The 22,809-nt window shown below is 74.3% G+C and carries 20 protein-coding genes and 1 riboswitch; of the genes, 10 read left to right on the forward strand and 10 right to left on the reverse strand.

Annotated elements, in window-relative coordinates:
* Nucleotides 1-157: 157 nt before the first annotated feature.
* From ACGFT1_RS09775 to ACGFT1_RS09785, 3 genes are all read right to left on the reverse strand, one after another.
* A complete protein-coding gene (locus tag ACGFT1_RS09775; protein WP_373908497.1) occupies nt 158-1,105 on the reverse strand; it encodes an MIP/aquaporin family protein in 948 nt (315 codons plus the stop codon).
* Between the two features lie 147 nt (nt 1,106-1,252).
* Entirely contained in the window at nt 1,253-1,951 is a 699-nt protein-coding gene (locus ACGFT1_RS09780; protein WP_373908752.1) for a DUF4328 domain-containing protein, read from the reverse strand.
* 41 nt (nt 1,952-1,992) lie between these two features.
* On the reverse strand, nt 1,993-2,676 hold the full coding sequence (locus ACGFT1_RS09785) for a DUF6445 family protein (RefSeq protein WP_373908498.1): 684 nt from the start codon (nt 2,674-2,676) through the stop codon (nt 1,993-1,995).
* A 265-nt stretch (nt 2,677-2,941) separates the two neighbouring features.
* Between ACGFT1_RS09785 and ACGFT1_RS09790 the strand changes: the two genes are divergently transcribed.
* A complete protein-coding gene (locus ACGFT1_RS09790; protein ID WP_373908753.1) occupies nt 2,942-3,688 on the forward strand; it encodes a DUF4142 domain-containing protein in 747 nt (248 codons plus the stop codon).
* Here ACGFT1_RS09790 and ACGFT1_RS09795 read toward each other — a convergent pair.
* Together ACGFT1_RS09795 and ACGFT1_RS09800 are read right to left on the reverse strand one after the other, a co-directional pair.
* A complete protein-coding gene (locus ACGFT1_RS09795; RefSeq protein ID WP_373908499.1) occupies nt 3,685-5,331 on the reverse strand; it encodes a glycoside hydrolase family 13 protein in 1,647 nt (548 codons plus the stop codon). The genes ACGFT1_RS09790 and ACGFT1_RS09795 overlap by 4 nt on opposite strands.
* 80 nt (nt 5,332-5,411) lie before the next feature.
* On the reverse strand, nt 5,412-5,762 hold the full coding sequence (locus ACGFT1_RS09800) for an ArsR/SmtB family transcription factor (RefSeq protein WP_373908500.1): 351 nt from the start codon (nt 5,760-5,762) through the stop codon (nt 5,412-5,414).
* Nucleotides 5,763-5,840: 78 nt separating this feature from the next.
* A riboswitch (cobalamin riboswitch) is annotated at nt 5,841-6,026 on the forward strand.
* Between the two features lie 27 nt (nt 6,027-6,053).
* Here ACGFT1_RS09800 and ACGFT1_RS09805 point away from each other — a divergent pair.
* Nucleotides 6,054-7,139, forward strand: a complete 1,086-nt coding sequence (locus ACGFT1_RS09805) for a HoxN/HupN/NixA family nickel/cobalt transporter (protein WP_373908754.1) — start codon at nt 6,054-6,056, stop codon at nt 7,137-7,139.
* Between the two features lie 7 nt (nt 7,140-7,146).
* On the opposite strand, the gene ACGFT1_RS09810 is transcribed toward ACGFT1_RS09805, so the two are convergent.
* Entirely contained in the window at nt 7,147-8,112 is a 966-nt protein-coding gene (locus ACGFT1_RS09810; RefSeq protein ID WP_373908501.1) for a nucleoside hydrolase, read from the reverse strand.
* Nucleotides 8,113-8,583: 471 nt separating this feature from the next.
* Between ACGFT1_RS09810 and ACGFT1_RS09815 the strand changes: the two genes are divergently transcribed.
* Nucleotides 8,584-9,384: a hypothetical protein gene (locus ACGFT1_RS09815; protein WP_373908502.1), complete on the forward strand. Its 801-nt coding sequence runs from the start codon at nt 8,584-8,586 to the stop codon at nt 9,382-9,384.
* Between the two features lie 3 nt (nt 9,385-9,387).
* Here ACGFT1_RS09815 and ACGFT1_RS09820 read toward each other — a convergent pair whose 3' ends face one another.
* On the reverse strand, nt 9,388-10,731 hold the full coding sequence (locus tag ACGFT1_RS09820; RefSeq protein ID WP_373908755.1) for a tetratricopeptide repeat protein: 1,344 nt from the start codon (nt 10,729-10,731) through the stop codon (nt 9,388-9,390).
* Between the two features lie 113 nt (nt 10,732-10,844).
* Between ACGFT1_RS09820 and ACGFT1_RS09825 the strand changes: the two genes are divergently transcribed.
* Nucleotides 10,845-11,078, forward strand: a complete 234-nt coding sequence (locus tag ACGFT1_RS09825) for a hypothetical protein (protein ID WP_373908503.1) — start codon at nt 10,845-10,847, stop codon at nt 11,076-11,078.
* Between the two features lie 188 nt (nt 11,079-11,266).
* Nucleotides 11,267-13,240: a YncE family protein gene (locus ACGFT1_RS09830; RefSeq protein ID WP_373908504.1), complete on the forward strand. Its 1,974-nt coding sequence runs from the start codon at nt 11,267-11,269 to the stop codon at nt 13,238-13,240.
* Between the two features lie 2 nt (nt 13,241-13,242).
* Here the strand turns inward: ACGFT1_RS09830 and ACGFT1_RS09835 are convergent, their stop codons facing one another.
* Together ACGFT1_RS09835 and ACGFT1_RS09840 are read right to left on the reverse strand one after the other, a co-directional pair.
* Nucleotides 13,243-14,430 carry a hypothetical protein gene (locus ACGFT1_RS09835; RefSeq protein ID WP_373908505.1) on the reverse strand — a complete coding sequence of 396 codons (1,188 nt, stop codon included), beginning with the start codon at nt 14,428-14,430 and terminating at the stop codon, nt 13,243-13,245.
* A 73-nt stretch (nt 14,431-14,503) separates the two neighbouring features.
* Nucleotides 14,504-15,667 carry a PP2C family protein-serine/threonine phosphatase gene (locus ACGFT1_RS09840; RefSeq protein WP_373908506.1) on the reverse strand — a complete coding sequence of 388 codons (1,164 nt, stop codon included), beginning with the start codon at nt 15,665-15,667 and terminating at the stop codon, nt 14,504-14,506.
* Between the two features lie 156 nt (nt 15,668-15,823).
* On the opposite strand from ACGFT1_RS09840, the gene ACGFT1_RS09845 reads away from it, so the two are divergent.
* Both ACGFT1_RS09845 and ACGFT1_RS09850 read left to right on the forward strand, forming a co-directional pair.
* Entirely contained in the window at nt 15,824-16,306 is a 483-nt protein-coding gene (locus ACGFT1_RS09845; RefSeq protein ID WP_373908507.1) for a hypothetical protein, read from the forward strand.
* A 484-nt stretch (nt 16,307-16,790) separates the two neighbouring features.
* Entirely contained in the window at nt 16,791-17,714 is a 924-nt protein-coding gene (locus tag ACGFT1_RS09850) for a hypothetical protein (protein ID WP_373908508.1), read from the forward strand.
* On the opposite strand, the gene ACGFT1_RS09855 is transcribed toward ACGFT1_RS09850, so the two are convergent.
* The gene (locus tag ACGFT1_RS09855; protein WP_373908509.1) at nt 17,614-18,960 is read right to left on the reverse strand and encodes a PLP-dependent aminotransferase family protein; all 1,347 of its coding nucleotides are present in this window, start codon (nt 18,958-18,960) and stop codon (nt 17,614-17,616) included. The two genes, ACGFT1_RS09850 and ACGFT1_RS09855, sit on opposite strands and share 101 nt — an antisense overlap.
* Before the next feature lie 87 nt (nt 18,961-19,047).
* Here ACGFT1_RS09855 and ACGFT1_RS09860 point away from each other — a divergent pair, with 87 nt between their 5' ends.
* The 3 genes from ACGFT1_RS09860 to ACGFT1_RS09870 are packed head-to-tail and all read left to right on the forward strand — an operon-like array spanning nt 19,048 to nt 22,780.
* Nucleotides 19,048-19,830, forward strand: coding sequence for an alpha/beta fold hydrolase (locus ACGFT1_RS09860; RefSeq protein ID WP_373908510.1), 783 nt, complete (start codon nt 19,048-19,050; stop codon nt 19,828-19,830).
* 16 nt (nt 19,831-19,846) lie between these two features.
* Entirely contained in the window at nt 19,847-20,803 is a 957-nt protein-coding gene (locus tag ACGFT1_RS09865; protein WP_373908511.1) for an endonuclease/exonuclease/phosphatase family protein, read from the forward strand.
* 33 nt (nt 20,804-20,836) lie between these two features.
* The gene (locus ACGFT1_RS09870) at nt 20,837-22,780 is read left to right on the forward strand and encodes an FUSC family protein (protein ID WP_373908512.1); all 1,944 of its coding nucleotides are present in this window, start codon (nt 20,837-20,839) and stop codon (nt 22,778-22,780) included.
* Nucleotides 22,781-22,809: the final 29 nt, after the last annotated feature.

Raw genomic sequence — 22,809 nt, forward strand, 5'->3', positions numbered from 1 at the left:
GCGAGTTCACACCCGCCCCGGCGTGAAGGGCGATTATCGCAGACGGGCGCCGCCGGCCGGGGCGGAACCGTGAGCCCCGCCGGGCACCCCGGCCTCCGGGTGCGCGTGCGGACGGCCGCCGTGCCCGGGTCGGGGCGCGGCGGCCGTCCGCCGTCCGTCACTCCTCGTCGCTGGTGAGGACCGGCCTCGAGCGTCCCGGTTCGGGCAGCTCGGCCATCTCCGACCGCACCACCAGGACGTCCCCGATGAACAGGTCGTAGATCAGGATGCCGATGGCGCCGCCGACCAGCGGCCCGAGGATCGGGATCCACCAGTAGTCGCTGAACGCGCCGGGCACGGTCCCCGGGAACGCCAGCCCGTCCCAGCCGGCCGCGTAGGTGAACAGGCGGGGGCCGAAGTCGCGGGCCGGGTTGATGGCGTACCCGGCGTTCGCGCCGTACGACATGCCGATGGCGGCGACGACGAAGCCCACGATCAGCGGTCCGAGGTTGGCCTTCACGGCCTGGTTGCGCAGATCGATGACGGCGGCGATCAGCATGAGCAGGAAGGCCGTGCCGACGATCTGGTCGATCAGCGGCCCCCAGACGCCGCCGTGGAAGTACGGCGCCGGGAAGGTCGCGAAGATCGAGAACGTGGCGAGGGTGTGCCCGCCCGTCTTGGGCCCCTTCGACGCGCTGTCGAAGGCGTTGATCGCGCTGTGGTAGACGAGGTAGACCAGGGCCGCTCCGGTGAGGGCGCCGACGACCTGCGCGAACCAGTACGGCACGACCTTGGCCCAGGCGAACCCGCGGCGCAGCGCCATCGCCAGGGTCACCGCCGGGTTGAGGTGGGCGCCGCTGATGCCGCCGGCGACGTAGACGCCGAGCATGACGGCCATCGCCCAGCCCCAGGTGATCAGCAGCCAGTCGCCGGCCGCGAGGAAGATCGTGGTGGTGGTGGCGGCCCGGCCCGAACCGGGCAGGGCGGCGACGGCCATCGCGACGACACCGCAGCCGAAGGAGATGAGGACGAAGGTTCCGAGGAACTCCGCCAGACACTCGCCCAGCAGCCCGCCGCGGCTCCTGAGCCGTGACGGCTTGACGAGCGGAGGGATTTCCACAGCCATGGAGGCCCCCTTTGAAAGAGCGATGCGCCCAATATCACCATATTGGCCCACAAAGTCACTCCCTGCAGGGTGACGGTCCCGGAGGCCGGCTTCAGCCCCCACGAACCCCCCGCCGCCCCGGCGCCCCGCCGCCCGGCTGCCCGTGGGCTAGGCGGTGTGCGCTGCCCCGGCCGGCGCGGTAGACGCCCGCTCCACCGCCCGCATCCGCTCCGTCTGCACGGCCGTGACGGTCCGCACGGCGAGCGCCCCGGCGACGGCGGCCCCGATGACGGCCGCGTCACTGGCGAGCAGCGGCCACACACCGGAGTAGGCGCGGGCGATGATCTCGTCCGTGGAGTCCTCGTAAACGAGCCCCACGCCGCTGAGCATCCCGATCAGCCACAGCGTCCACCACACGTCGACGCAGACGGGCAGCCTCCGCCCCGGCGCCGTACGCCGGAACGCGTCCGCGACGATGCCCCGCGGGAACCACAGGTTGACGAACGGCACGACCCATCCGAGGTACAGCCAGATCCCCGCGTACCTGGGCTCCTCCCCGGACAGCGCACGCGCGTTGTCCCGCAGCCGCGCCAGCCATGACAGGTAGAGCAGCGCGCAGAGGATCACCGCGCCGCCCCCGAGGGACGTGACGAGGTGGTACGAGTCCTCCAGCGAGTTCAGCGGGCGGTGGTTGCCGTCGCCCTGGTCCGGCGGCCCCGACGCCGGCTCCCCGGCCAGCGCGAGCCGCACCTCCCACACGGCCCGCGCCGCCCAGGCGGCCCCGGCGAGAAGCAGCCCCCCGGCTGCCAACCGGCCCGTCTTCTCCATGAACCGGCAGTCGGGAAGACGGCCACCGGCCTGGTACATCTGTTCGGTCATCTCCGAATCCTGTCACGCGCGGCAGGCGCTCATGCCATCCAGAAGAACACCGCTGTCATCCGCTTCTCCTCCAGCGTGCGCCCGGTATAACCGGTCGCGCTGTGCACGAGGTTGGCGTGGTAGAGCAGCAGGCGGTTGTACCGGTGCGGGACCCGGACGTCCTCCTCGAAGGCGTCCGGGGCGACGAACCGGGTGCCGAGGGCCTCGACGAGATTGGTGTGCGGGGCCTGGACGACGTTCCCTCCGAGCCGGCCGCCCGGCAGGTGCTGGCGGTAGAAGCTGGTGCCGCAGTCCTTGGGCACGCCGGGGTTGAGGTACAGGACGGCCGCGTACCGGCACAGGGCGCGGGAGTCGGTGTGCGGGCGGGGCTCGCCCTCCCCCTCGCCGACCACCTGGACGCAGTTGTGGTTGAGGGTGCCGCCGCCGGGCGCCCGCTGCACCCACAGGTCCTTCGCGCCGGTCGCCTTCTTCACCAGCCGTTCGATCCCGGCCAGTTCACCCGGCTCCAGGCCGGGCATGGCACGCAGCCCGGGCCAGCTCTCGGAGGTGTACGGATGCCCCTCGGTCCAGTCGTCCTTCGCCAGACACCGCTCCCGTACGGCGTCGATGCCGGGCAGGACGTCGTCCAGCACCCAGTAGTCGCGGCCCCGGGTGGGCCGGCGGTAGGGCAGGACGGGCAGCGCGGCGGGCCTGGGCGGCGGTTGCGGGGGCATGCGGCGAATCTAGGGCCGTGTCCGCCGGGCTTGTCCCGGGGAAGGGTCAACCTTTCGGCAACCGTTCGCCATGGTCACCAACACCTGGCAATTCCCGTGCGGCGATACGGGCATGCGCAGTTTTTACCCGCGCCGCAGAGACGAACCGCTCTCCCGTCCGTACTGCTGTGCGTCCCCACCGCCCGCCGCTCCCGCCGCGGGCCGGATCCACGATCGGACAGGAGGCACGGTGCGCTTTTCGCGGAACGCGACGGGAACTCTCTTCGTGGGCGGTGCGATGGCCCTGACCCTCGCGGCACTCGCCTACCCGGGCATGCTCGGGCTGAGCACCGTCTCCAGCTCCCCCACCCGGGTCATCGCCAACACCCAGTGGGGCCCCCTCACCGAGTCCGACCGGGACTTCGTGGTCAAGGTGCGGGCAGCCGGGCTGTGGGAGTACCCGGTGGGGCAGATAGGGCTGCAGAAGGGCAGCTCCAAGGGGGTGATCACGGCCAGCCGGCACCTGATCGACGGGCACGCGGCACTGGACACCACCTGCCGCAAGATCGCGCCCATGCTGAACATCACCCTGCCCAACATCGCGAGCCCCCAGCAGGAGGGGTTCGTCAACACGCTGAAGTCGGACAGCGGCAAGCAGTTCGACACCGACTTCGCCAACATCCTGCGCATGACCCACGGCGCGATCTTCAACACCATCGCCAAGATCCGGTCCACGACCAAGAACTCGCTGGTGCGGGCCCTGGCCGACCAGGCCAACGACACCGTGCTCGACCACATGACGGTGATGGAGAAGACAGGTCTGGTCGACTTCGACCAGACCCTGTTCCAGCAGACGACCCCGCCGAAGCTCCCCGACACCGACCTGACCCCGCCGCCCCCGGCCGCGGGCCAGCCGGAGGTGGTGCTCACCCCGCCACCGACCGCCACCTCCACCCCGGTGGACATCGACGGCATCGCCGGCGGCGGCAACGGCCCGGCACCGGGCGCGAGTCCGGGCCCGACGGTGCGTTAGGCCAGCCACACGGTGGTGTCCGGTGGCAGGCTGCCGCCGCCCGGGAGCGGGGTGCTGCTCAGCAGGACCTCGCCCGGCGGGAGCGGTACCGGCCCGGCACCGAGGTTGGTGAGGCACCGCCAGGCGTCGCCGCGGGTGAAGTCCAGCACCCCGGCGGGCGCCTCGGGCGTCCAGGTCAGCGTCTCGTCCTGCAGCAGCTTGCGGCGCAACCGCAGTGCGGTGCGGTACAGCTCCAGCGTGGAGCCCTCGGTGCCGGCCTGCGCCTCGACGGCGTACGCCGCGAAGGACTCCGGCTGCGGCAGCCAGGCGGCGCCGGGCCCGAAGCCGTACGACGGCCCGGTCGTCGTCCACGGCAGGGGCACCCGGCAGCCGTCGCGGCCCTTGCGGACGTGGCCGGTCTGCTCCCAGATCGGATCCTGGAGCACCTCGGTGGGCAGATCGGCGACCTCGGGCAGACCGAGTTCCTCACCCTGGTAGAGGTACGCCGAGCCGGGCAGCGCCAGCATCAGCAGGGTCGCGGCCCGGGCCCGGACGAGGCCCGCCGCCGGGTCGACCGCGGGCGCGGCGCCGCCGGACAGCAGCCAGGCGGCCGGGTCGGTGCCGGGCGGCAGCACGAGGCGGGAGGCGTGCCGGACGACGTCGTGGTTGGACAGCACCCAGGTGGCGGAGGCACCGACGGCCCGGGCCGTGGCCAGCGAGGCGGTGATGACGTCCCGCAGCTCCTCCGCGTTCCACGGCGCCCCCAGGTACTCGAAATTGAAGGCCTGGCCGAGTTCGTCGGGGCGGGCGTACAGGGCCCGGCGGGTGCCCGGCACCCAGGCCTCGGCGACGGCGGTGCGCGGCGGGCTGTAGGCGTCGAAGACCTTGCGCCAGTCGCGGTAGATCTCGTGGACCTCGTCGCGGTCCCAGTACGGGTGGCTGCCGGGCGGGACCGCCAGCAGGGCCTCCTCCCCGGACGCGCCGATGTCACCGACGTCCCGCAGCGGCTCGGTGAGGTCCTTCGCCAGGCCGTGGGCGACGTCGACCCGGAACCCGTCGACCCCCCGGTCGGACCAGAACCGCAGGGTGGTGCGGAAGTCGGCGCGGACCTCCTCGTTGTCCCAGTTGAGGTCGGGCTGTTCGGGGGCGAAGAGATGCAGGTACCACTCGCCGTCGGGCACCCGCTTCCAGGCGCTGCCGCCGAACAGCGACTGCCAGTCGCTCGGCGGGAGTTCGCCGTGCGCACCGCGGCCCGCACGGAAGACGTAACGGTCGCGGGCGGCGGAGCCGGGGGCCGCGCGCAGCGCCTCCTGGAACCAGGGGTGCCGGTCGGAGGTGTGGTTGGGGACGATGTCGACGACGAGCTTCAGGCCGAGCCGGTGCGCCTCGGTGACCAGGGCGCCGAAGTCGTCCAGGGTGCCCAGGCGCGGGTCGACGTCCCGGTGGTCGGCGACGTCGTAACCGCCGTCCGCGAGTTCGGAGGGGTAGAAGGGGCTCAGCCACACGGCGTCCACCCCGAGCGTCGCCAGGTGGTTCAGGCGCTCGGTGATGCCCTTCAGGTCGCCCAGGCCGTCGCCGTCGGCGTCCGCGAAGCTGCGCGGATAGACCTGGTAGATGACGGCCTGCCGCCACCAGTCGGGGTTCCTGGACGAGAGGTCTGCCATGCGGGCTCCCATGGACGGACGACGGTACGGACTCTGTATCTGTCCACCTTGCCCGGAAAGGGAACCTTTCTCGCGGCCGGTCAGGGGGCGCAGTGCTCCAGCAGGCCGCCCACCTGCGCGTCCACCACCCGGTAGCGCACCACCCGTCCCTCCTTCTCCCCCGCCACGACCCCGGCCGCCCGCAGCAGCCGCAGCGCCTGGGAGACGGCGGGGTCGTTCATGCCGGTGGCGATCGCGAGGTCGGAGACGGCGAGCGGGCCGGTGCGGTGCAGGGCGAGCAGCAGCGCGAGCCGGTTGGCGTCGGCCAGGAGGGAGAAACGGCCGGCCCAGGTGCGCAGGTGATCCGCGTCGCCGATGGCGGCGATCGCCTCGCACACCCGGTGACCGTCGATGGTGCGACGGTCGGCTCGGTCGGCAGGCACGAGATGCATGACGCCATCCTCGCAGGCACCGATGTGATCTTGAATACCTGCCCAGGTGCGCAGCTATGCAGACAACCGTCCGCCCCTCTACGGTGGGCGGGCCGTGGTGCTCGGGAAGTCGATGCAAGGTCGACGCGGCCCTCGCCACTGTGATCAGGGAGTTCCCGTTCCGTCCGGCAGCCGCCGGGCCACTGGTCGTACACGACCGGGAAGGCAGGAACGGCGGACGCGGACCTGTAAGCCAGGAGACCGGCCACGGCACTCACGAAGTGATCCACGAGGTGCTGGAGCGTGAACCTGATGGCCGATGCCGCGTCTTTCCGCTGGCGACGTGAGGACACCGTCAAGACGGCGGGGCTGATGGCGGTGATAGTCGCCCTGCACGTCGTCGCCTTCGGGATCCTCTTCCTCCTCGTCGCCCCCGAGCACTACCGGGTGGGCACCGACGTCTTCGGCGTCGGACTCGGCGTCACCGCCTACACCCTCGGCATGCGGCACGCCTTCGACGCCGACCACATCGCCGCCATCGACAACACCACCCGCAAACTGATGGCCGACGGCAAGCGGCCCGTGTCGGTGGGCTTCTGGTTCGCGCTCGGCCACTCCAGCGTCGTCGTCCTGCTGGCGCTGCTCATCGCGGGCGGCACCTCCCTCGCCGGGAAGGTCATGAACGAGGGATCCAGCACCCACCAGGTGCTCGGCGTCCTCGGGACCACGATCTCGGGCACCTTCCTGTACCTCATCGCGGCCCTGAACCTGGTCGCGCTGGTGGGCATCCTCCGGGTGTTCCGCGCCATGCGCGCCGGGGCGTACGACGAGAAGGAACTGGAACACCACCTGGACTCGCGCGGCTTCATGAACCGGCTCCTCGGCCGCCTCACCAAGTCCGTGACCAGGCCGGGCCAGATGTACCCGCTCGGCTTCCTCTTCGGCCTCGGATTCGACACGGCCACCGAGGTCACGCTGATGGTGATGGCCGGCTCCGGCGCGGCGGCCGGCCTGCCCTGGTACGCGGTCCTGTGCCTGCCGCTGCTCTTCGCCGCCGGAATGAGCCTGTTCGACACCCTCGACGGCACCTTCATGAACTTCGCCTACCAGTGGGCGTTCTCCAACCCCGTCCGCAAGGTGTTCTACAACCTCGCCATCACCGGACTGTCCATCGCCGTCGCCTTCTTCATCGGCACGATCGAACTGGTCGGCGTCCTGCACGAGAAGTTCGGCCTGCACGACGACCTCACCGGCTGGGTCGCCGGCCTCGACCTGGACAACGTCGGCTACGTCATCGTCGGCCTGTTCGTCGTCGTCTGGGCGGCGGCACTGACGTACTGGCGCCTCGCCAGGGTGGAGGAACGCTGGTCGGAACGGGTACCGGCCACCGCCGACTAGGGATGCCCTAGCGGCCGACGGTCTCCAGGTACAGCCGCACGTACCGGTCCACGTCCACCTCCAGCGCCACGTCCACGAGGGCCTGTTCACGGCGGCCTTCGTGGATCTCGGACTCGCCGGGGCGGGGCCGGCGGTCCACGACCGTCTGGCCCCGGGACGGGCCGGGGGCCAGGGTGACCTCCACCGGCAGCAGCCGGGTCGTGATGCCCTGCGGGTCGGCGACCGCGCACACCGCGCCCGCGTCACCGAGGCCGCCCGCCTCCTCCGCCTCGGGCGGCCCGCCCTGCGAGGTCGGCCGGTGGGCGAGGAGGTCGCCGGCCAGGCGGGTGCCGGGCTCGTCGCTCGCGCGCAGCCGGTGCACCTCCGGGCCGGGCACGACCACCTGCTGGAAGACGTCCAGGCCGTACATGGTGATCGGCACCCCGGCCGTCAGCAGGATCGCCGCCGCCTCCGGATCGTGCCAGACGTTGAACTCGGCGACCGGGGTGGCGTTGCCGACGGCCACGGCCCCGCCCATGAACACGATCCGCTCGATGTTCCGCGTCACCTGGGGATGGGTGCGCAGCAGCAGGGCGATGTTCGTCAGCGGGGCGGTCGGGACCAGCGTCACCGGGCGCGGGGAGGCGAGGATCTCCCGGTACAGCAGGGTGACGGCGTCGACGGCCGCCGGAGCCCGGGTGGGCGCGGGCAGACCCAGGTCGCCCATGCCGTCCGTGCCGTGCACGTGCCGGGCCGAGCGGGCCGGCTCGATCAGCGGACGTGCGGCGCCCCGCGCCACCGGGATGTCGGGCGCGCCCGCCCGCTCCAGCACGGTCAGGGTGTTGCGGACCACCCCGTCGACGTCGGTGTTCCCGGCCACACAGGTCACCGCCCGCAGGTCGAGACCCGGGTGCCGTACGGCGAACAGCAGGGCCAGGGCGTCGTCGACGCCGGTGTCACAGTCGATGATCACGGGAATCGGCTCACCGGTCACAGCGCACTCCTTCCGTCGTGCCGACCTTAGATCAGCCCTCCGGGGCCCGGACCGACGCACGGCTCGACCGGCCCCGTCGTCCTCGGACCCGGTGAGCAGGGGGCGACGGCGGCGCCCGTGGCCGGGACGCCCACGCCGGCCGGCCCGGCCCGGGCGGTACCGCCGTTCGCACCCCCGGCGGATCGCCCGGCCCCGGCCGGGGGTCATGCCCGCCACCCGTACGACGTCCCCGGGCGGCCCGGGTGCGCGGTCCCCGTGACCGGGGTGGCGCCGCTACGACGGCCCGGCGCACCGCGCACGGCCGGCCGTGCGCGGTGCGCCGGCCGCCGCCCGCACGGCGTCCCGGCGCGCCCCGCGCGGCCTGCCGCGTGCTGCTCACCCGTACGGCCCGGAGCGCTGGTGGGTGGGGCGGGGCGGTGGTGCCGTGGGAGCAGGCGTTCCGCCGGTCCGTACGCAGCCCAGGAGGCACCGATGATCCCCGCGATAGCCACCCGCATCGCCCGGCTCCCCCGTGCCGTCCTGCTGTCCCTCCTCGGCACCGGTCTCCTCATCGCCGGCGGTTGCGCCGCCCTCGCCCTGCACCGGCCCGCCTCCGCGCCGCACCCCTTGCCCACCATCGACCGGCCGACCGCGGCGCCCAGGGCGTCCCCGCGGCCGGACGGGTCCACGCTCAGCGACGAGCAGGCGCAGGCGGCGCTTCTCACGCAGAGCGACCTCGGCGCCCCCTGGATGCCCACGCGCGGCGCCGCCACCTGGCGGGACGGGCTGCTGAAGGCGACCACCTCGGCCGGGGAGTGCCAGCGGCTGCTGGACGCCCTCTACAGCGACGAACTCCTCGGCGCCCCGGCCCGCGCCGCCACCGGCCTGGACGACGCCGACACCGACGCCCAGCTCCGCTACCAGATCGGCACCCGCCGCCCGGCGGACGTGGACGGCGTACTGGCCTGGCTGCGGACGATGCCGGCAATGTGCGCGCGGTTCACGGCCACCACCGAACTGGGGACCGTGGAGGACGTCCAGGTGACCGACGCGCCGCTGCCCGAGGTCGGGGACGCGCGCCAGGGCCTGATGATCAGGGTCGCGAGTACGGCACCGGACGGCGAGGAGAGCCTGCTCACGCTGGACCTGGCCGCGGTCCGGGTGGGCGAGGACTCCTTCGCGCTCACCAACGGTGGCCTGGGCGACGTACCGAACGAGGCGACGCAGGCCGCCGTCCAGGTCGGTGCCCTGCGCCTGGCCGACATCCGCAGGCAGGGCCGCGCCCAGGTGTGAGGTTCACAGGGGCGGGTGGGCCGGTGCGGGGCCCAGGGTGGTGGTGCCCGGGGCGGTGCGGTGGCCCAGGCCGGTGCGATAGGTGTCCAGGGCCGCCTCGAAGCGGCCGGTACGGCGCAGCAGGTCGCCCAGGAGGCGGCACAGGTCGGCCAGGTCACCGGCGGCGCCCGCGCGTTCCAGGAGGCTGAGGGCGCGGACGTAGTGCTCCTCGGCGGCCTCGGTGTCCCCCGCGTCCTCGGCGATGATGCCCAGCAGCCGGTGCGCGGCGGCGGCGTGGACGGCGCCGCGCTCGGAGGAGAAGTCCCCGGTGACGCCCCGGAGCAGCCCGGCGGCCTCCGCCGACTTGCCCCGGCGGCGCAGCACGTCGGCGAGTTCGACCGCGGCCTGGCTGCGGTACAGGGCGGCCCGGCTCTCCGCGAGCATGGTGTGGGCCTGGCGCAGCTCGGCCTCGGCCCGCTCGAGTTCGCCGTTCTGCGCGCAGACGTAGCCGCGCATCCAGTGGCAGTTGGCCAGTTCGGTGCGCAGGCTCAGCTGCCGGTACAGCTCGGCGGCCTTGACCAGGGAGGCGTCGGCCTCGGCGGCCCGGCCCTCGGCGAGCAGGGTGCGGGCGACCGAGCGGTGCATCCGGGCGATGAGCGCGGGGTCGCCCGCCCGCGGGGCCAGCGCCAGGGCGAACTCGGCGGCCTGGGCGGCACGGGCGTGGGCGCCCATGTCCATGTACGGGCCGATGACGGCGGCGTAGAGCAGCAGGAGGGCGTCGGGGTCGTGCAGTCCGCCCCGGTTCAGCTCGTCGAGGGCGGTCTCCAGGAGGTAGACGGCGTAGCGCAGTTCGCCGGCGAGGTAGTGGGCGACCGCCCGGCCGCGGACGGCGGGTACGCGCATCGGCAGGGACGCGCCGGCCAGGAGCTTCTCGGCCTGTTCGAAGCATTCCCGTGCCCTGGTCAGCTCGCCGGTTTCCAGGGCGCACTCGCCCAGCCCGAGCAGGGCGGCGGCCTGTTCGCAGCCGAGTCCGTGGGCCTCCGCCTCCGCCCGCAGCACCCCGTACTGCGCGCTCGCCTCATCGGCCCGGCCGTCGGCGAGGACGCGCTGGGCCTCGGTGAGCCGCAGCCGGAGGCCGGTGGCGAGGTGGGCGGGCCGGCCGGTGGTCAGCTCCTCGAAGGCCACGCCGAGGCGCCCCGCGATGTGCCTCAGCGCCTCCTCGGAGGCCCGCGCCCGCCCGGCCTCCAGCGTGGAGATGTAGGCGGGGGTGTACGCCGGTTCGGCCAGCTGCCGCTGGGTGAGACCCCGTTGGGCGCGCAGCCGCTGCACGCGCCGTCCGATGACCTCGGGGTCGTCCCTCTCCCGCACGCGCCTCATCCCCCGACTCCCCCGTTGCCTCTTGCCGTTCGGCTCCGGCAGCCCCTAGGTTAAATGGCGGGTCAAGCATGCTTGATACGCCGCTTTCGTGTTGCGAGGTAGCCGTGCCCGGACGTACATCCGCACCCTACGCACGCCCCCACGCCCCGCTGCGCCCGACCGGGGCGTCCTCGCCCGCCCGCGGGGTGATCGCGGCCGTCGTCGCCGCCACGACCCTCCTCCTCGCGGCCAACGCCGGCCCGGCCCGCGCGGTGACCCCCGCACCGGCCTCCGCACCGGCCCCGGCGGCGCGGACGGCGCCCCCGGCACCGGCCGTGCTCCAGCCGACGCGTCCTTGACCCCCCGCTCCCCGGGATCCGCGCCCCCTGAAGTCCCCGGACCCCCGGCCGAGTTGTCAGAGGCATGACCTACTCTTTGCACACTCGCCACGCGAGGCACACACGGCTCATGCACCAGGGGGCTCGCGCAACGCCGTGCCCGCGTGGCACCCATGCCTTTCCATTCGTCCCGGGGGGTTCGAATCAGCGTGCGCAAGCGCTCTCTCACGACTGCCACCACTGTGGCGGTCCTCTTCGGCTCGGCGGCCCTCACCGCCACCGCCGCCCACGCCGACTCCAGCACGAGTCTGCCGGTCAGGACGACCGCTGACATCGTCGTGGACGCCGTCCACCAGCAGGTCTTCGTCAGCGACCCGCTGAACGGCAAGATCGTCGTCACCGACTACACCGGCAGGACGCTCAAGCAGCTCACCACCAACCTCTCCGGTGTCAGCGGCCTGGAACTGTCCGCCGACTCCGGCACGCTCTACGCGGCCGTGCAGGACCTCGACGCCATCGCCGTCTTCGACACGGGAACCGACGCCGAGACCACCCGGTACCCGGTCGGCGACAAGCCGCTCAGCGTCGCCCTCGCGGGCGGCCGGCTGTGGTTCGGCTACGGCGGAGCCGCCGCGGGCAACATCGGCTCCGTCGACCTGACCGGCGCGCAGCGCGAGGTCACGCTCGACCAGGACGGCAGCTGGTACCAGGCCCCGGTGCTGGACGCCGCGCCCGGATCCGGCACGCTGGTCGCGGGCGCGGTCGGGCAGAGCCCGGTCGAGCTGGCCTCCTACGACGTCTCCTCGGGCACCGCCACGAAGCTGGCGAGCACCCGGGAGGCCGGCGACAACCTCGGCGACCTCCAGGTCACCCCCGACGGCAAGGACGTCGTGGTGGCCAGCGGCGCGCCCTACTACCAGCAGGTGTTCCGGACCTCCGACCTCAACGAGGACGGCAAGTACGTCACCAACCCCTACCCCGACTCCGTCGCCATCGCCCCCGACGGCACCGTCGCCGCCGGCATCAACGGCTCGTACAGCCCGGACGTCTACATCTTCCGCCCGGGCAGCAGCGAGGCGCTGCGCAGCTACGACTTCCCCAACACCGGCCAGAGCAGCGGCTCCGACCTGCTGGCCCCGGCCGGGCTGGCCTGGGCACCGGACGGCTCCCGGTTGTTCGCGGTGACCAGCAACAGCCTGGGCGCCTACTCGCTGCGCGTCCTCACCGCGCCCACCAAGGCGGCCACCACCGTCACCGTGGACGCGCCGGCCACCGCCACCCGCGCCAAGCAGCTCACCGTCAAGGGCAAGGTCACCTCGACGGCGGCCCTCCCCGCCGGCAGCAAGCTGGCGGTGACCCGCACGGACCTGGAGTCACCGAAGGGCAAGGCCCTGGCCGCGGCGACCACCAGGGCGGACGGCACGTTCTCGTTCACCGACACCCCGCCGGCCGGCGGCAAGGTGAAGTACACGGTGGCGTACGCGGGCGACGACGGCCACGCGGCCGGCTCCGGCTCGGACACCGTCGATGTCTCCCGCGCCAGGCCGGCGCTGACCGTCGACAACAACGGCAAGGTGTACGCGTACGGCAAGGACGTCAGGTTCACCGCGCACCTGGGCAAGACCTACAAGAACCGCACGGTGCAGATCTGGGCCGACCCGTTCGGCCCCGACAAGCCGAACAAGCCGGTGAGGTCCGGCACGGTCGATTCCGCCGGCAACCTCTCGGTCACCCTGGACCTCAAGCGGGACACCAAGGTCACCGCGAAGTTCTCGGGCGACTCCCGGTACACGTCCGCCTCCGCGTCCAGCACCGTCGGCGCCAAGGTCAGCGTGTCGACGTCGCTCGCCGGCCAGTACAGGTCGAAGTCGGCGTGGGGCCACACGTACGCCTTCTTCCACAAGACCAAGGACCCGCTGGCCACGACGAGGATGCCGTACTACCCGGGCCGGGCGCAGAAGTTCGAGCTCGAGGTGTACTACCAGGGCCGCTGGTACCCGGGCGACCCGGCCTACTTCGAGCTGGGCTCCGACGGCGTCTCCAAGGTCCGCGTCAACGGCGACCACGGCCAGGACGTGGGCTGGCGGTTCCGCATCCGCTCGTCGTACATCAACGGCGCCTCCGGTGACACCGTGAACTCCACGACGCACGGCGCCTGGAAGTACTTCACCTTCACCAAGTAGCGCTACCGGGTGGCCTGGAGCTGGCGCAGCTGGCGCTGGACGTTCTCCAGCGCGCCGCGCCGGCGTCCCGGCACCCGAAGCCGCAGCTCCGCGAGCGCGGGCCCGAGCTCACGGGCCCGCGCCGTGTCGTCGATACGGCCCCACTGGTGGTGGGCACGGTCCACGGCCGCCTCCACGGCGGGCGCGTCCACCTCCTGCCCCGCCGCCAGCCGGGCCGCGGCGACCGCCAGCCAGGCCCGGCAGCTGCGCGCCGGGTCCCCCGCGAACATCGCTAGGTCGGCCCGGACCTCGGTCCAGTGCAGCGCCTGCTCGGAACCGGCCCCGTGCGCCCGCGCCGCGGCCTCCTCGTGCCGCGCGGCCAGCCCGTCGGCCTCCTCGTGCCGCCCGGCCCGTACGGCCTCGCTGATGGCCGCGTGCGGATCGTCCGGGCGCGCGCCCGCCCCGGGACCGCCACCCGGGCGGGGTACGCCGACGAACGCGCCGGCACCCGGCACCGGGCCGGCCGGTACGGCAGCCGCCGCGGCGGGCGCCACCCCGCCCATGGCGCCGCCGGCGAAGCCGCCGCCCACGCCCGCCAGCAGCGCGTTCCCCCGGATCTCCTCGGGGATGCGCTCCAGCGCCTGCCGGTGCAGGACCTCCAGCGGTGGCCGGCGGCCGCTGCGCAACAGCGTGGCGACCGTCTTCATGTACGCCGGCCCGGCCGGGCCCCGCCGCCCGGGCGCCGGGGCGACGCGGCCGTACACGGCGGTGCTGTGGCCGGAGTCGAGGCCGCGCTCGGTGACGTACCGCCAGGCCTCCGCGTCGGCGTGCAGGTCGACGACGAGCGCGGTGTCCGCGGCGGAGCGCAGCCGCAGCTCCTCGCGGATCCAGTGCCAGGGCACCGCCGTGTAGCGGACCGTCGCCGGGGTGGTGCGGGCCAGGGCCAGATGCGGCTGGTGCTGGCGGCGGTCCAGGTGCAGCTGGCCCGTGAGGTACACGGTGAGCGGACCGGGCGTGGCGGCGGCGGCGCGCAGCCGGGTGAGGACGGCCTGAGGTTCCAGCGGGTCGGCGAGTTCGACCACGTTCGCGGTGTCGGCGCCGGACAGCACCGCGGGGGCGACGGCGGCCAGCACCGGCAGCACACCGGCCGCGTCCACCAGGCGCCCCCGGCCCAGCGGCGACGCCGCGAGCAGCAGCACGGTTCCGGGCATCGTGCCTCCCCCTGTCACCTGTCGATCCGCCTACCAGCCAGCACCGTAGCCGCTGGCGCCGTTCACCGGCGCTTCAGGCACGCAAACGTCCCCGTTCGGGGGGTTCGCCCACCGCAGGTTCCGCCCGCCGGACCGCGAAGACCGTGGTGTCGTCCTCCAGCCGCCCCCGGCTGTGCCGCAGGACGCCGTCGCGGACCCGGCGGACCAGCAGCCGGGGCTCGGTGCGGCGCGGGTCGTCGGCGACCGCGCCGGCGATGTCGCGGGCCAGCGGATAGAACGCGCCGGGCCCGTCACGAGCCTCGGTGACCCCGTCGGTGACCAGCAGGAGCGTCTCGTCGGCGGCCAGCGGTACCCGGTGCACGGGTGGCAGCGTGCCCGCGAGGTCACCGAGCCCGAGCGGGGCACCGTCACCGCTGGGCAGCTCGCGCAGGCCGCTCGGACCGACGGCGAGCGGGGGTTCGTGGCCGAAGTTGACCATCTCGATCGTCTCCGGGCTGTCCTCGGGGAATCCGATGAGCACGGCGGTGGCGAAGCGGTCCTCGTCATGGTGGCCGAGCGCGGTGGTGTGGGAGCGGTGCCGCAGCATCCGGGTCTCCAGACGGGCGGCGACGGTCGCGAGGTCCCGTTCGTGGTAGCCGGCCTCGCGGAAGGTGCCGAGCAACGCGGCGGCGGTCTCCACGGCCCCGAGTCCCTTGCCCTGCACGTCGCCGACGAGGAGCCGGGTGCCGTGCGGGCCGGGCTGGATGTCGTAGAAGTCGCCGCCGACCCGGGCGTCGACGTCGGCGGCCAGGTACACCCCCGCGTGCTCCAGGCCGCCCCAGTGGGCCGGCAGCGGGCGCAGCACGGTACGGCGCGTGGTCTCGGCGATGTCCTGGATGTGCAGGACCTTGCGTTCCTGGCGGACGCGCACGGCGGCGGCCAGGGTGGCGAGGAGGCCGCCGAGGGCGACCAGGAGGAAGTTGCCGAACCCCGCCCGGTACTGGTCGGGCCAGGCCGTGTCGACCGCGACGTACGTCACCACCGCCAGCACGCTGTAGGCGGCCGTCGTCCACACCCCGCAGATCGCGGCGGCGATGCCCGGGACCAGGACGATCCAGGTGATGATCCGGAAATCCTCACCGGTGTTGAGGTCCAGCAGGATGACCCCGACGAGCAGCAACAGCGGCGGCAGCCAGGTGATGCTCCGTCCGCGGACCCGCAGCAGCGGACGCTGCCGCGCGTACTCGATCTTCGTCACGGCGGGCAGCCCTCCATTGCCTCAGCCAATCACGGTGGTCACGGGCACGCATCCGGGCACTCCTCGCCCTGCTGGCCGAGTTGCCGGGCCGTGCGCCCAGGTGTGCCCTGGAAGGCGGGGGCGGAACGGGGGGAGAGGACAGGAAGGAGTGCTCCCATGGCTCAAGCGGCACCCGCGCCCGGCGGCACGTCCCGGCCCGGTCGCACGCCCGGGGCGGAGCGGCGCGACACCGACGTACGCCAACGGCCGCCGGACGTCTTCGACGCGCGCGTCCACCGGATCGCCCGGCTGGCCGTCCCGGTCGTACTGGGGCTGCTCTACGGCTGCTGGGTCGCGGCCGACAACCGCTTCGGCGGCCCCATCACCGGCTGGAACCTGCTGCTCGGCCTCGTGAGCGCGCTGGTGTTCGCGGTGGTGTGCGCGGCCCTGCTGGTGCTGGCCCCGCGGATGCGGCGGGAGGTGCACGCGCTGCTGTGGTCGGTGTTCGCCGGGTGCGCGTTCGGCTTCCTCTACAGCCAGAGCAGCGTGTCGGTGGTGGCGGCGGCGCTGCTGTCCCTGGTGATATCGGCGATCACGTTCGCGCTGCTCTTCTACCGGTACTACACGCATGAGGACGCGTTCGGGCACCGGATCCGCTGAGCGTGCCGTGGGGGGGCCCCGGCCGGGTGGCCGGGGCCCCCGCACTCCCCTGTGTCCCCCTCCTCCTCACCGACCGGACGGGCACCCCGGTCCCTGACCGGCTCCACGACCCTGAGGGGCCGGCCAGGGGGTCCCGCCGGTGGTCCGGTGCCGGCCGGCGTCATCGCGGCGGGCGCGGCCGGTGCCGCCGGTGCGCGGGGCGCCGGCGCCGGGGGGATTCCGTCGCGGCCGGGCGTCGCGGGCCGTCCTGGTCCTGGTCCCGGGTACGGCCGGCGCGGGCCGGTGGGCCGAGTGCCGGGCGCCGCGCGGGCGTTGGCCCGGTGACGGGTCCGCACCCGCCTTCTTCTCCTCAGCACCAGGAAACACCCCTTCGGGCCGACCCTCCACCGGAGAGCGGGAACACGGCTGCGCCGAACGGGTCGTCGGCCACCCGGAAGCAGTCGCCCCGCTCGCGCGCCGCCGCCGCAGGCCGTTGCCTGGGAACGTGCCCCCCTGCCTCAGGACCGCCCTGTCGGCCGTACTGATCGCCTTGTCGGGCCTGCTGGTGCCGTTCGGCGCACTGGCGGCCTGGGCGGCGTACGGGCTCGCCGACACGGGCCGGTACGTCACCGCGATGGCGCCGCTCGCCACCGACCCGGCGGTGCGCGAGGCCGTCGCTGACACGGTCGGTGACGGCATCCTGCGCGCGGTGGGCCGGCACCTGGACGTCCCGCCGGTACCCGGCCCGGTACGCCCGTTCGTGCGCGACGCGGTGCGCTCCTTCACCCAGACCCAGGCCTTCCGGCTGGCCTGGGACACCGGCAACCAGGTCACCCACGACGCCGTCCTGCGTGCCCTGCGCGGGGTGGACGACCGCGACGTCACCGTCGACCTGGCGCCCGTCACCGCCCAGGTCAAACGCCAGCTCACCCTCGACCATGTGCCGCTCGCCGCGCGCATCCCGGTGCAGCACACCACGGTCGCCGTACTCCCGGCGGGCGAACTGACCGCGCTCCGGAAGGGGTTCCACGTGCTCGAAGTCGCCGGGTTCTGGCTGCCGGTGGCCGCCGTCGCCTTCGCCGTCGGCGGGATCACCCTCGCCGTCCGCCGCCGCCGGGCCGTCACCGCGACGGCGCTGGGCACAGCTCTGGGCGGCGCCCTGCTGGCCGGCTGCCTCGCCGCCGGCCGCCGCCTGACCCTCGCCGGCCTGCCCGCCGGGGCGCCCCATCCGGCCGCGGGCGCCGTCTACGACGCCCTCACCGGCACCCTGCGCACCGTGGCCTGGCTGCTGTTCGGTCTCGGTCTCGCGGTGGCCCTCACCGCCTGGCTCACCCGGTACCTGCGCCTGACACGTCCCGGGCGACGCCGGCCAGGGTCGCCAGCGCCCGCGCCAGCTCCGGCTCCGGCACCGACGCGAGCCCGAGCCTGACCGCGTCCGGGGTCCGGCCGGGGCCGACCGAGAACGCCGTACCCGGGGTGACGGCGATGCCGTGCGCCCTCGCGGCGGCCGTGAAGGTGTCGGCGCGCCACGGCGCGGGCAGCTCCCACCAGGCGAAGTAGGCGGCCGGATCGGAGCGCACGGCGAAGCCGGCCAGCTGCTCGGCGACCAGCCGCTGCCGCCGCCGCGCGTCGCGCTGCTTGGCGGCCACCAGCCGGTCCACGGTCCCGTCGCCGAGCCACCGTACGGCCGCCTCCAGCGCGAAGCCGCCCGCGTTCCAGCCACCGGACCGGACGGCCCGCGCGACCGCGTCGACGCGGTCGTCCGGTACGAGGGTGAAGCCGACGGTGAGGCCGGGCGCGACCCGCTTGGACAGGCCGTCGACGAGGTGGACGCGCTCGGGTGCCAGCGCGGCGAGCGGAGGTGTGCCGCCCGGGTGCAGGAAGGACCAGATCCGGTCCTCGACCACCGGTATCCCCAGGCTGTGGACGGTCTCGGCCAGCTCTCGCAGCCGCCCGGCACCCGTCGTCCGCGAGGTCGGGTTGTGCAGGGTCGGCTGGAGGTACAGGGCGGACAGCGGCGCGCCCCGGTGCGCGGCGGCGACCGACCCGGGCAGCAGCCCCTCCTCGTCCGTGGCGAGCGGGACGAGCGTGAGGGCGAGGCGGGCCGCGATCTCCTTCACCAGCGGATACGTCAGCGGTTCCACGCCCACCCGGCCGCCGGGCCGGACCAGCGAGGCGAGAGTGGCGGCGATCGCCTGGCGGGCGTTGCCGGTGAACAGGAGCCGCTCGGGGCGGGCCGGCAGCCCGGTCCGGGCCAGCAGGGCGGCGACCGCGTCCCGGGCGTCCGGGGTGCCCGCGGCGGCGGCCGGCCGCAGCGCCTGGCCGAGCGCGTCCGGCCGCAGCAGGGGCGCCAGGGCCGGCGCCAGCAGCTCCGACTGGCCGGGCGCGGAAGGGTAGTTGAGTTCCAGGTTGACGGGCGGGGACCCCGTGGCCTCGGCCAGGGCGTGCCCGGGCTGCGGGTCCGGCGCGGCGGCCCGGACGAAGGTGCCGCGTCCGACCTCGCCCACCACCAGTCCGCGTCGCACGAGTTCGGCGTACACCCGGCCCGCCGTCGACGGCGCGATGCCCCGGCGGCGCGCGAACACCCGCTGCGGCGGCAGCCGTTGCCCCGGCCGCAGCCGGCCGCCCGTGATGTCCCGCGCGATCAGGTCGGCGATACGCCGGTAGTCGTCCACAAGTCCCCCCGTTCATCGGCCTCTTGACATTGCACCGAGAGCAAAGATCTTATTGCACCGAGTGACGGACCGGCCTAGGGTCGGATCATGCCCCCCTACCTCGCATACGAGGACAAAGGCCCCGAAACGTCCTCCCGGGTTCCCCTCGTCCTGGTCCACGGCCACCCCTTCGACCGCACCATGTGGCAGCCGCAGCTGGCCGAGTTCGCCGCCGGCCGCCGGGTGATCGCCCCCGACCTGCGCGGCTACGGAGCCTCCCCCGTCACCCCCGGCCCGGTCCCGCTCTCCCGGCACGCCCAGGACATCACCGCCCTCCTGGACCACCTCGGGGTGGACACCTTCGCCCTCGCCGGCCTGTCCATGGGCGGCCAGATCGCCATGGAGTGCGCCGGCCGCCTCGGCGACCGCCTCCGGGGCCTGGTCCTCGCCGACACCTTCGCCGACGCCGAGACCCCCGAGGGACGGCGCGCCCGCTACGCCATGGCCGGCCGGCTGCTTGCCGAGGGCATGCGCGGTTACGCCGACGAGGTGCTGGAGAAGATGGTCGCCCCCTGGGCCCGCCCCGAGGTCAAGACGCACGTCCACCGCATGATGACGGCCACCTCCCCGGAGGGCGCCGCGGCGGCCCTGCGCGGCCGGGCCGAACGCCCCGACTACCGCGACCTGCTGACCAGGGTGAGCGTGCCCGCCCTCGTCCTGGTCGGCGCCGACGACACCTACACCCCCGTCCCCGACGCCGAGGCCCTGCACGCGGCCCTGCCCGACTCCGTCCTGCACGTCATCGACGGCGCCGCCCACCTGCCCAACCTGGAGCGGCCCGAGGAGTTCAACCGGGCCCTGGCCGCCTTCCTGGCGCGGCTCGACGGGTGATCGTAGGCTCGTCCCCGTGACCCAGCACCGCGGACGCAGGCCCGGCGCCTGGTGCGCCGGTCTGCTGCTCGCCGGGGTGAGCGCGGTCATCGGCTGCCGGATCGCCGGCACCGACGGCATCACCCCCGTGCCCCAGCTGCTCGCCTTCCTGCCCTGGCTGCTCGCACCGGCCGCGTTCGCCCTGCTGTGCGCGCTGCTCACCCGCTGGTGGACGGGCCTGGTCTGGGCCGTCGCCGTCCTCGGCCTGCTCGCCTGGTACCTGGAGCCGTACGGCAGGACCGCCGAGCCCGACGGCCCGCCCCTCGCCGCCCTCCGCGTCCTCACCGCCAACGTCGAGTTCGGCCACGCCGCCCCCGCCCTCGCCCGTGCCGTGCGCGACCGGCACCCGGACGTCGTCTTCGTGCAGGAATGCGACGCCGGCTGCCGGGCCACCCTGGAACGCGGCACCGGCACCCGCTACCCGCACCGCCGGGCCGTCGAGGCGGACGGCTCCCGCGGCTCCCTCGTCCTCAGTCGCTACCCGCTGACCGCGGCCCCCGGCGTCCACGGCACCCTGGGCATGCCCGGCGCGGTCGCCGACGTCCACGGCCACCCCGTACGCCTCCAGCTCGCCCACCCGATGCCGCCGCTGCCGGGCCAGGTCGGCGTGTGGCGCCGCGAACTCGGCCGGCTCCGCGCCTTCGCCGCCGCCGGCCCCCGCACCCCCACCGTCCTCGCCGGCGACTTCAACGCCTCCCAGGACCACGCGGCCTTCCGGCACATCCTCGACACGGGCCTGACCGACGCGGCCCGCCTCACCGGGCACGACCGCGTCCCCAGCTGGCCGTCGCGCACCGCCTCCGTCATCGGCGTCCAGATCGACCACGTCCTGGTCTCCCGGGACTTCACCGCGGCCGGCACCCGCTTCCTGCCCCTGGCCGGCACCGACCACCGCGCCCTCGTCGTGGACCTCACCCTGCGCCGGCGCACCTGAACCGGCAGCGATCGAACCGGCCATAATGAGCGCATGTCCCGAGAGTTCCCCATCGGCCTCACCCCTCCCGACTGGCTGGTCCGGAACCTCAGGCCCCAGCAGGCCCCCCTCAACCGGCCCGCCCTCGCCCGCGCCGCCCTCGGCATGTCCCTCCCCCTGGCCCTCGGCCTCGCCGCCGGCTATCCCGCCTACGGCGCCCTGGCCTCCATGGGCGCCCTGTCCGGCGTCATCGGCGACACCGCCGACGCCTACCGCATGCGCGTCCTCAACATCGCCGTCCCCCAGTTCTTCGGCGCGGCCGGCGTGGCCCTGGGCGCACTGGCACAGGGCCACGGCTGGTACGCGGTGGCCGCCGTCACCGGCGTCGCCCTGCTCTCCGGCATGATCTCCACGATCGGCGCGGTCGCCTCCGTCTCCGGCCTGCTGCTGCTCCTGAACTGCGTGATCGGCGCGGGCCTCCCGCTGCCCTCCCCCTGGTGGCTGGCCCCGGCCCTGATGACCGGCGGCGGCCTGCTGATCCTCCTGCTCGCCCTGCTGGCCTGGCCACTGCGCGCGGGCGTCCCCGAACGCGCCGCGGTCGCCGCCACCTACCGCGCCGTCGCCACCCTCCTCACCACCGCCGGCACGGACCGCGCCGAGGAGTACGAGGAGGCCCGCCGCACCGTCACCCAGTCCCTGAACCAGTCCTACGACCTGATCCTGGCCCGGCGCGCCCGCCACCACGGCCGCAGCCCCGAACTGACCCGGATGCTCGCCCAGTTGAACGCGATCACCCCGCTGATCGAGGCCGCCCCCGCGGCCCACCTGGCCGCCCGGCCCCTCCCCCAGCCGATCCCCGCCGCACTGCACCACCTGGCGGACGCCGTCGAAACCGGACGGACACCCACCACCCCCCTCACGCTCCCCCTCCCCCTCACGGAGACGGCCCGCGCGGTCGACCACGCGCTGCGCCACGCCGCCGAGGTCGTCGCCCACCCCGACGTCGACCCCCGGGGCACCGACGACCGCCTCGGCCGCCCCGCCGCCCTGCGCGTCCGCGCCGCCCGCGCGGCACGCGACGTCGTCCTGTCCGCCAACTCCTGGCGCTACGGCGTACGCCTCGCCCTGTGCATCGGCATCGCCCAGGCCCTGGTCTCCCTCATCCCCGTCCCCCGCTCCTACTGGGTCGCCCTGACCATCACCTTCGTCCTCAAACCCGACTTCGGCTCGGTCTTCTCCCGCGCCCTGCTGCGCGCCCTCGGCACGGTGGCCGGCCTGGTCGTCGCCGCGGTCGTCCTCGCCGAGGTCCCGCTGGGCTGGTGGGACGTCCCGACGCTCTTCCTCCTCGCCCCCCTCGTCCCGGCCCTCACCCCCCGGGGCTACGGCTACCAGACCGCGGCCATCACCCCCGTGATCCTGCTCCTCTCCGACATCCTCAACCACAAGGGAACGGCCCTGCTGCTCCCCCGGCTGACCGACTCCCTCCTGGGCTGCGCCATCGCCCTGATCGCCGGCTACCTCCTGTGGCCCGAGAGCTGGCACACCCGCGTCGGCGCCCGCCTGGCCGACGCGGTCGCCGACACGGCGGCCTACGTCGAAGCGGCCTTCGGACCCGCCCCCGACCCCGCCGCCCGCGCCCGCATGCGCCGCCGCCTCTACCGCGACCTGTCCGTCATCCGCACCGAGTTCCAGCGGGCCCTGACCGAACCTCCGCCGACCGGCCGGCGCGCCGCCGCGTGGTGGCCGCTCGTCGTCGCCGTCGAACGCGTCGTGGACGCCACGACAGCCGCCCGCGTCCGCGTCCGCCACGGCGCCGCGGCCCCCTCCGGCGTCGAACTCGCGCAGGTGACCCTGCAACTGCGCGAGCTGTCCGAGGCCGTCCGCGGCGCGCAGACCCTGACCGCCGTCCGCACCGACCTCACCGGCCCCGCGGGCAGCGTCCTCGAACCCCTCCGCCAGGAGCTGGCCGCGGCCCGCTCGATCACGTCCCCGCACTGACGCGGACCGGCCATCCGGGGCCGCTAACC

The sequence above is a fragment of the Streptomyces sp. Y20 genome, assembly GCF_043195475.1.
Taxonomy (GTDB): domain Bacteria; phylum Actinomycetota; class Actinomycetes; order Streptomycetales; family Streptomycetaceae; genus Streptomyces.

Excerpts from the sequence above, each read along its gene's own strand:
- ACGFT1_RS09775 (WP_373908497.1), bottom strand. The coding sequence starts at position 1,105 with ATGGCTGTGGAAATCCCTCCGCTCGTCAAGCCGTCACGGCTCAGGAGC.
- ACGFT1_RS09780 (WP_373908752.1), bottom strand. The coding sequence starts at position 1,951 with ATGTACCAGGCCGGTGGCCGTCTTCCCGACTGCCGGTTCATGGAGAAG.
- ACGFT1_RS09785 (WP_373908498.1), bottom strand. The coding sequence starts at position 2,676 with ATGCCCCCGCAACCGCCGCCCAGGCCCGCCGCGCTGCCCGTCCTGCCC.
- ACGFT1_RS09795 (WP_373908499.1), bottom strand. The coding sequence starts at position 5,331 with ATGGCAGACCTCTCGTCCAGGAACCCCGACTGGTGGCGGCAGGCCGTC.
- ACGFT1_RS09800 (WP_373908500.1), bottom strand. The coding sequence starts at position 5,762 with ATGCATCTCGTGCCTGCCGACCGAGCCGACCGTCGCACCATCGACGGT.
- ACGFT1_RS09805 (WP_373908754.1), top strand. The coding sequence starts at position 6,054 with ATGGCCGATGCCGCGTCTTTCCGCTGGCGACGTGAGGACACCGTCAAG.
- ACGFT1_RS09815 (WP_373908502.1), top strand. The coding sequence starts at position 8,584 with ATGATCCCCGCGATAGCCACCCGCATCGCCCGGCTCCCCCGTGCCGTC.
- ACGFT1_RS09835 (WP_373908505.1), bottom strand. The coding sequence starts at position 14,430 with ATGCCCGGAACCGTGCTGCTGCTCGCGGCGTCGCCGCTGGGCCGGGGG.
- ACGFT1_RS09845 (WP_373908507.1), top strand. The coding sequence starts at position 15,824 with ATGGCTCAAGCGGCACCCGCGCCCGGCGGCACGTCCCGGCCCGGTCGC.
- ACGFT1_RS09860 (WP_373908510.1), top strand. The coding sequence starts at position 19,048 with ATGCCCCCCTACCTCGCATACGAGGACAAAGGCCCCGAAACGTCCTCC.
- ACGFT1_RS09870 (WP_373908512.1), top strand. The coding sequence starts at position 20,837 with ATGTCCCGAGAGTTCCCCATCGGCCTCACCCCTCCCGACTGGCTGGTC.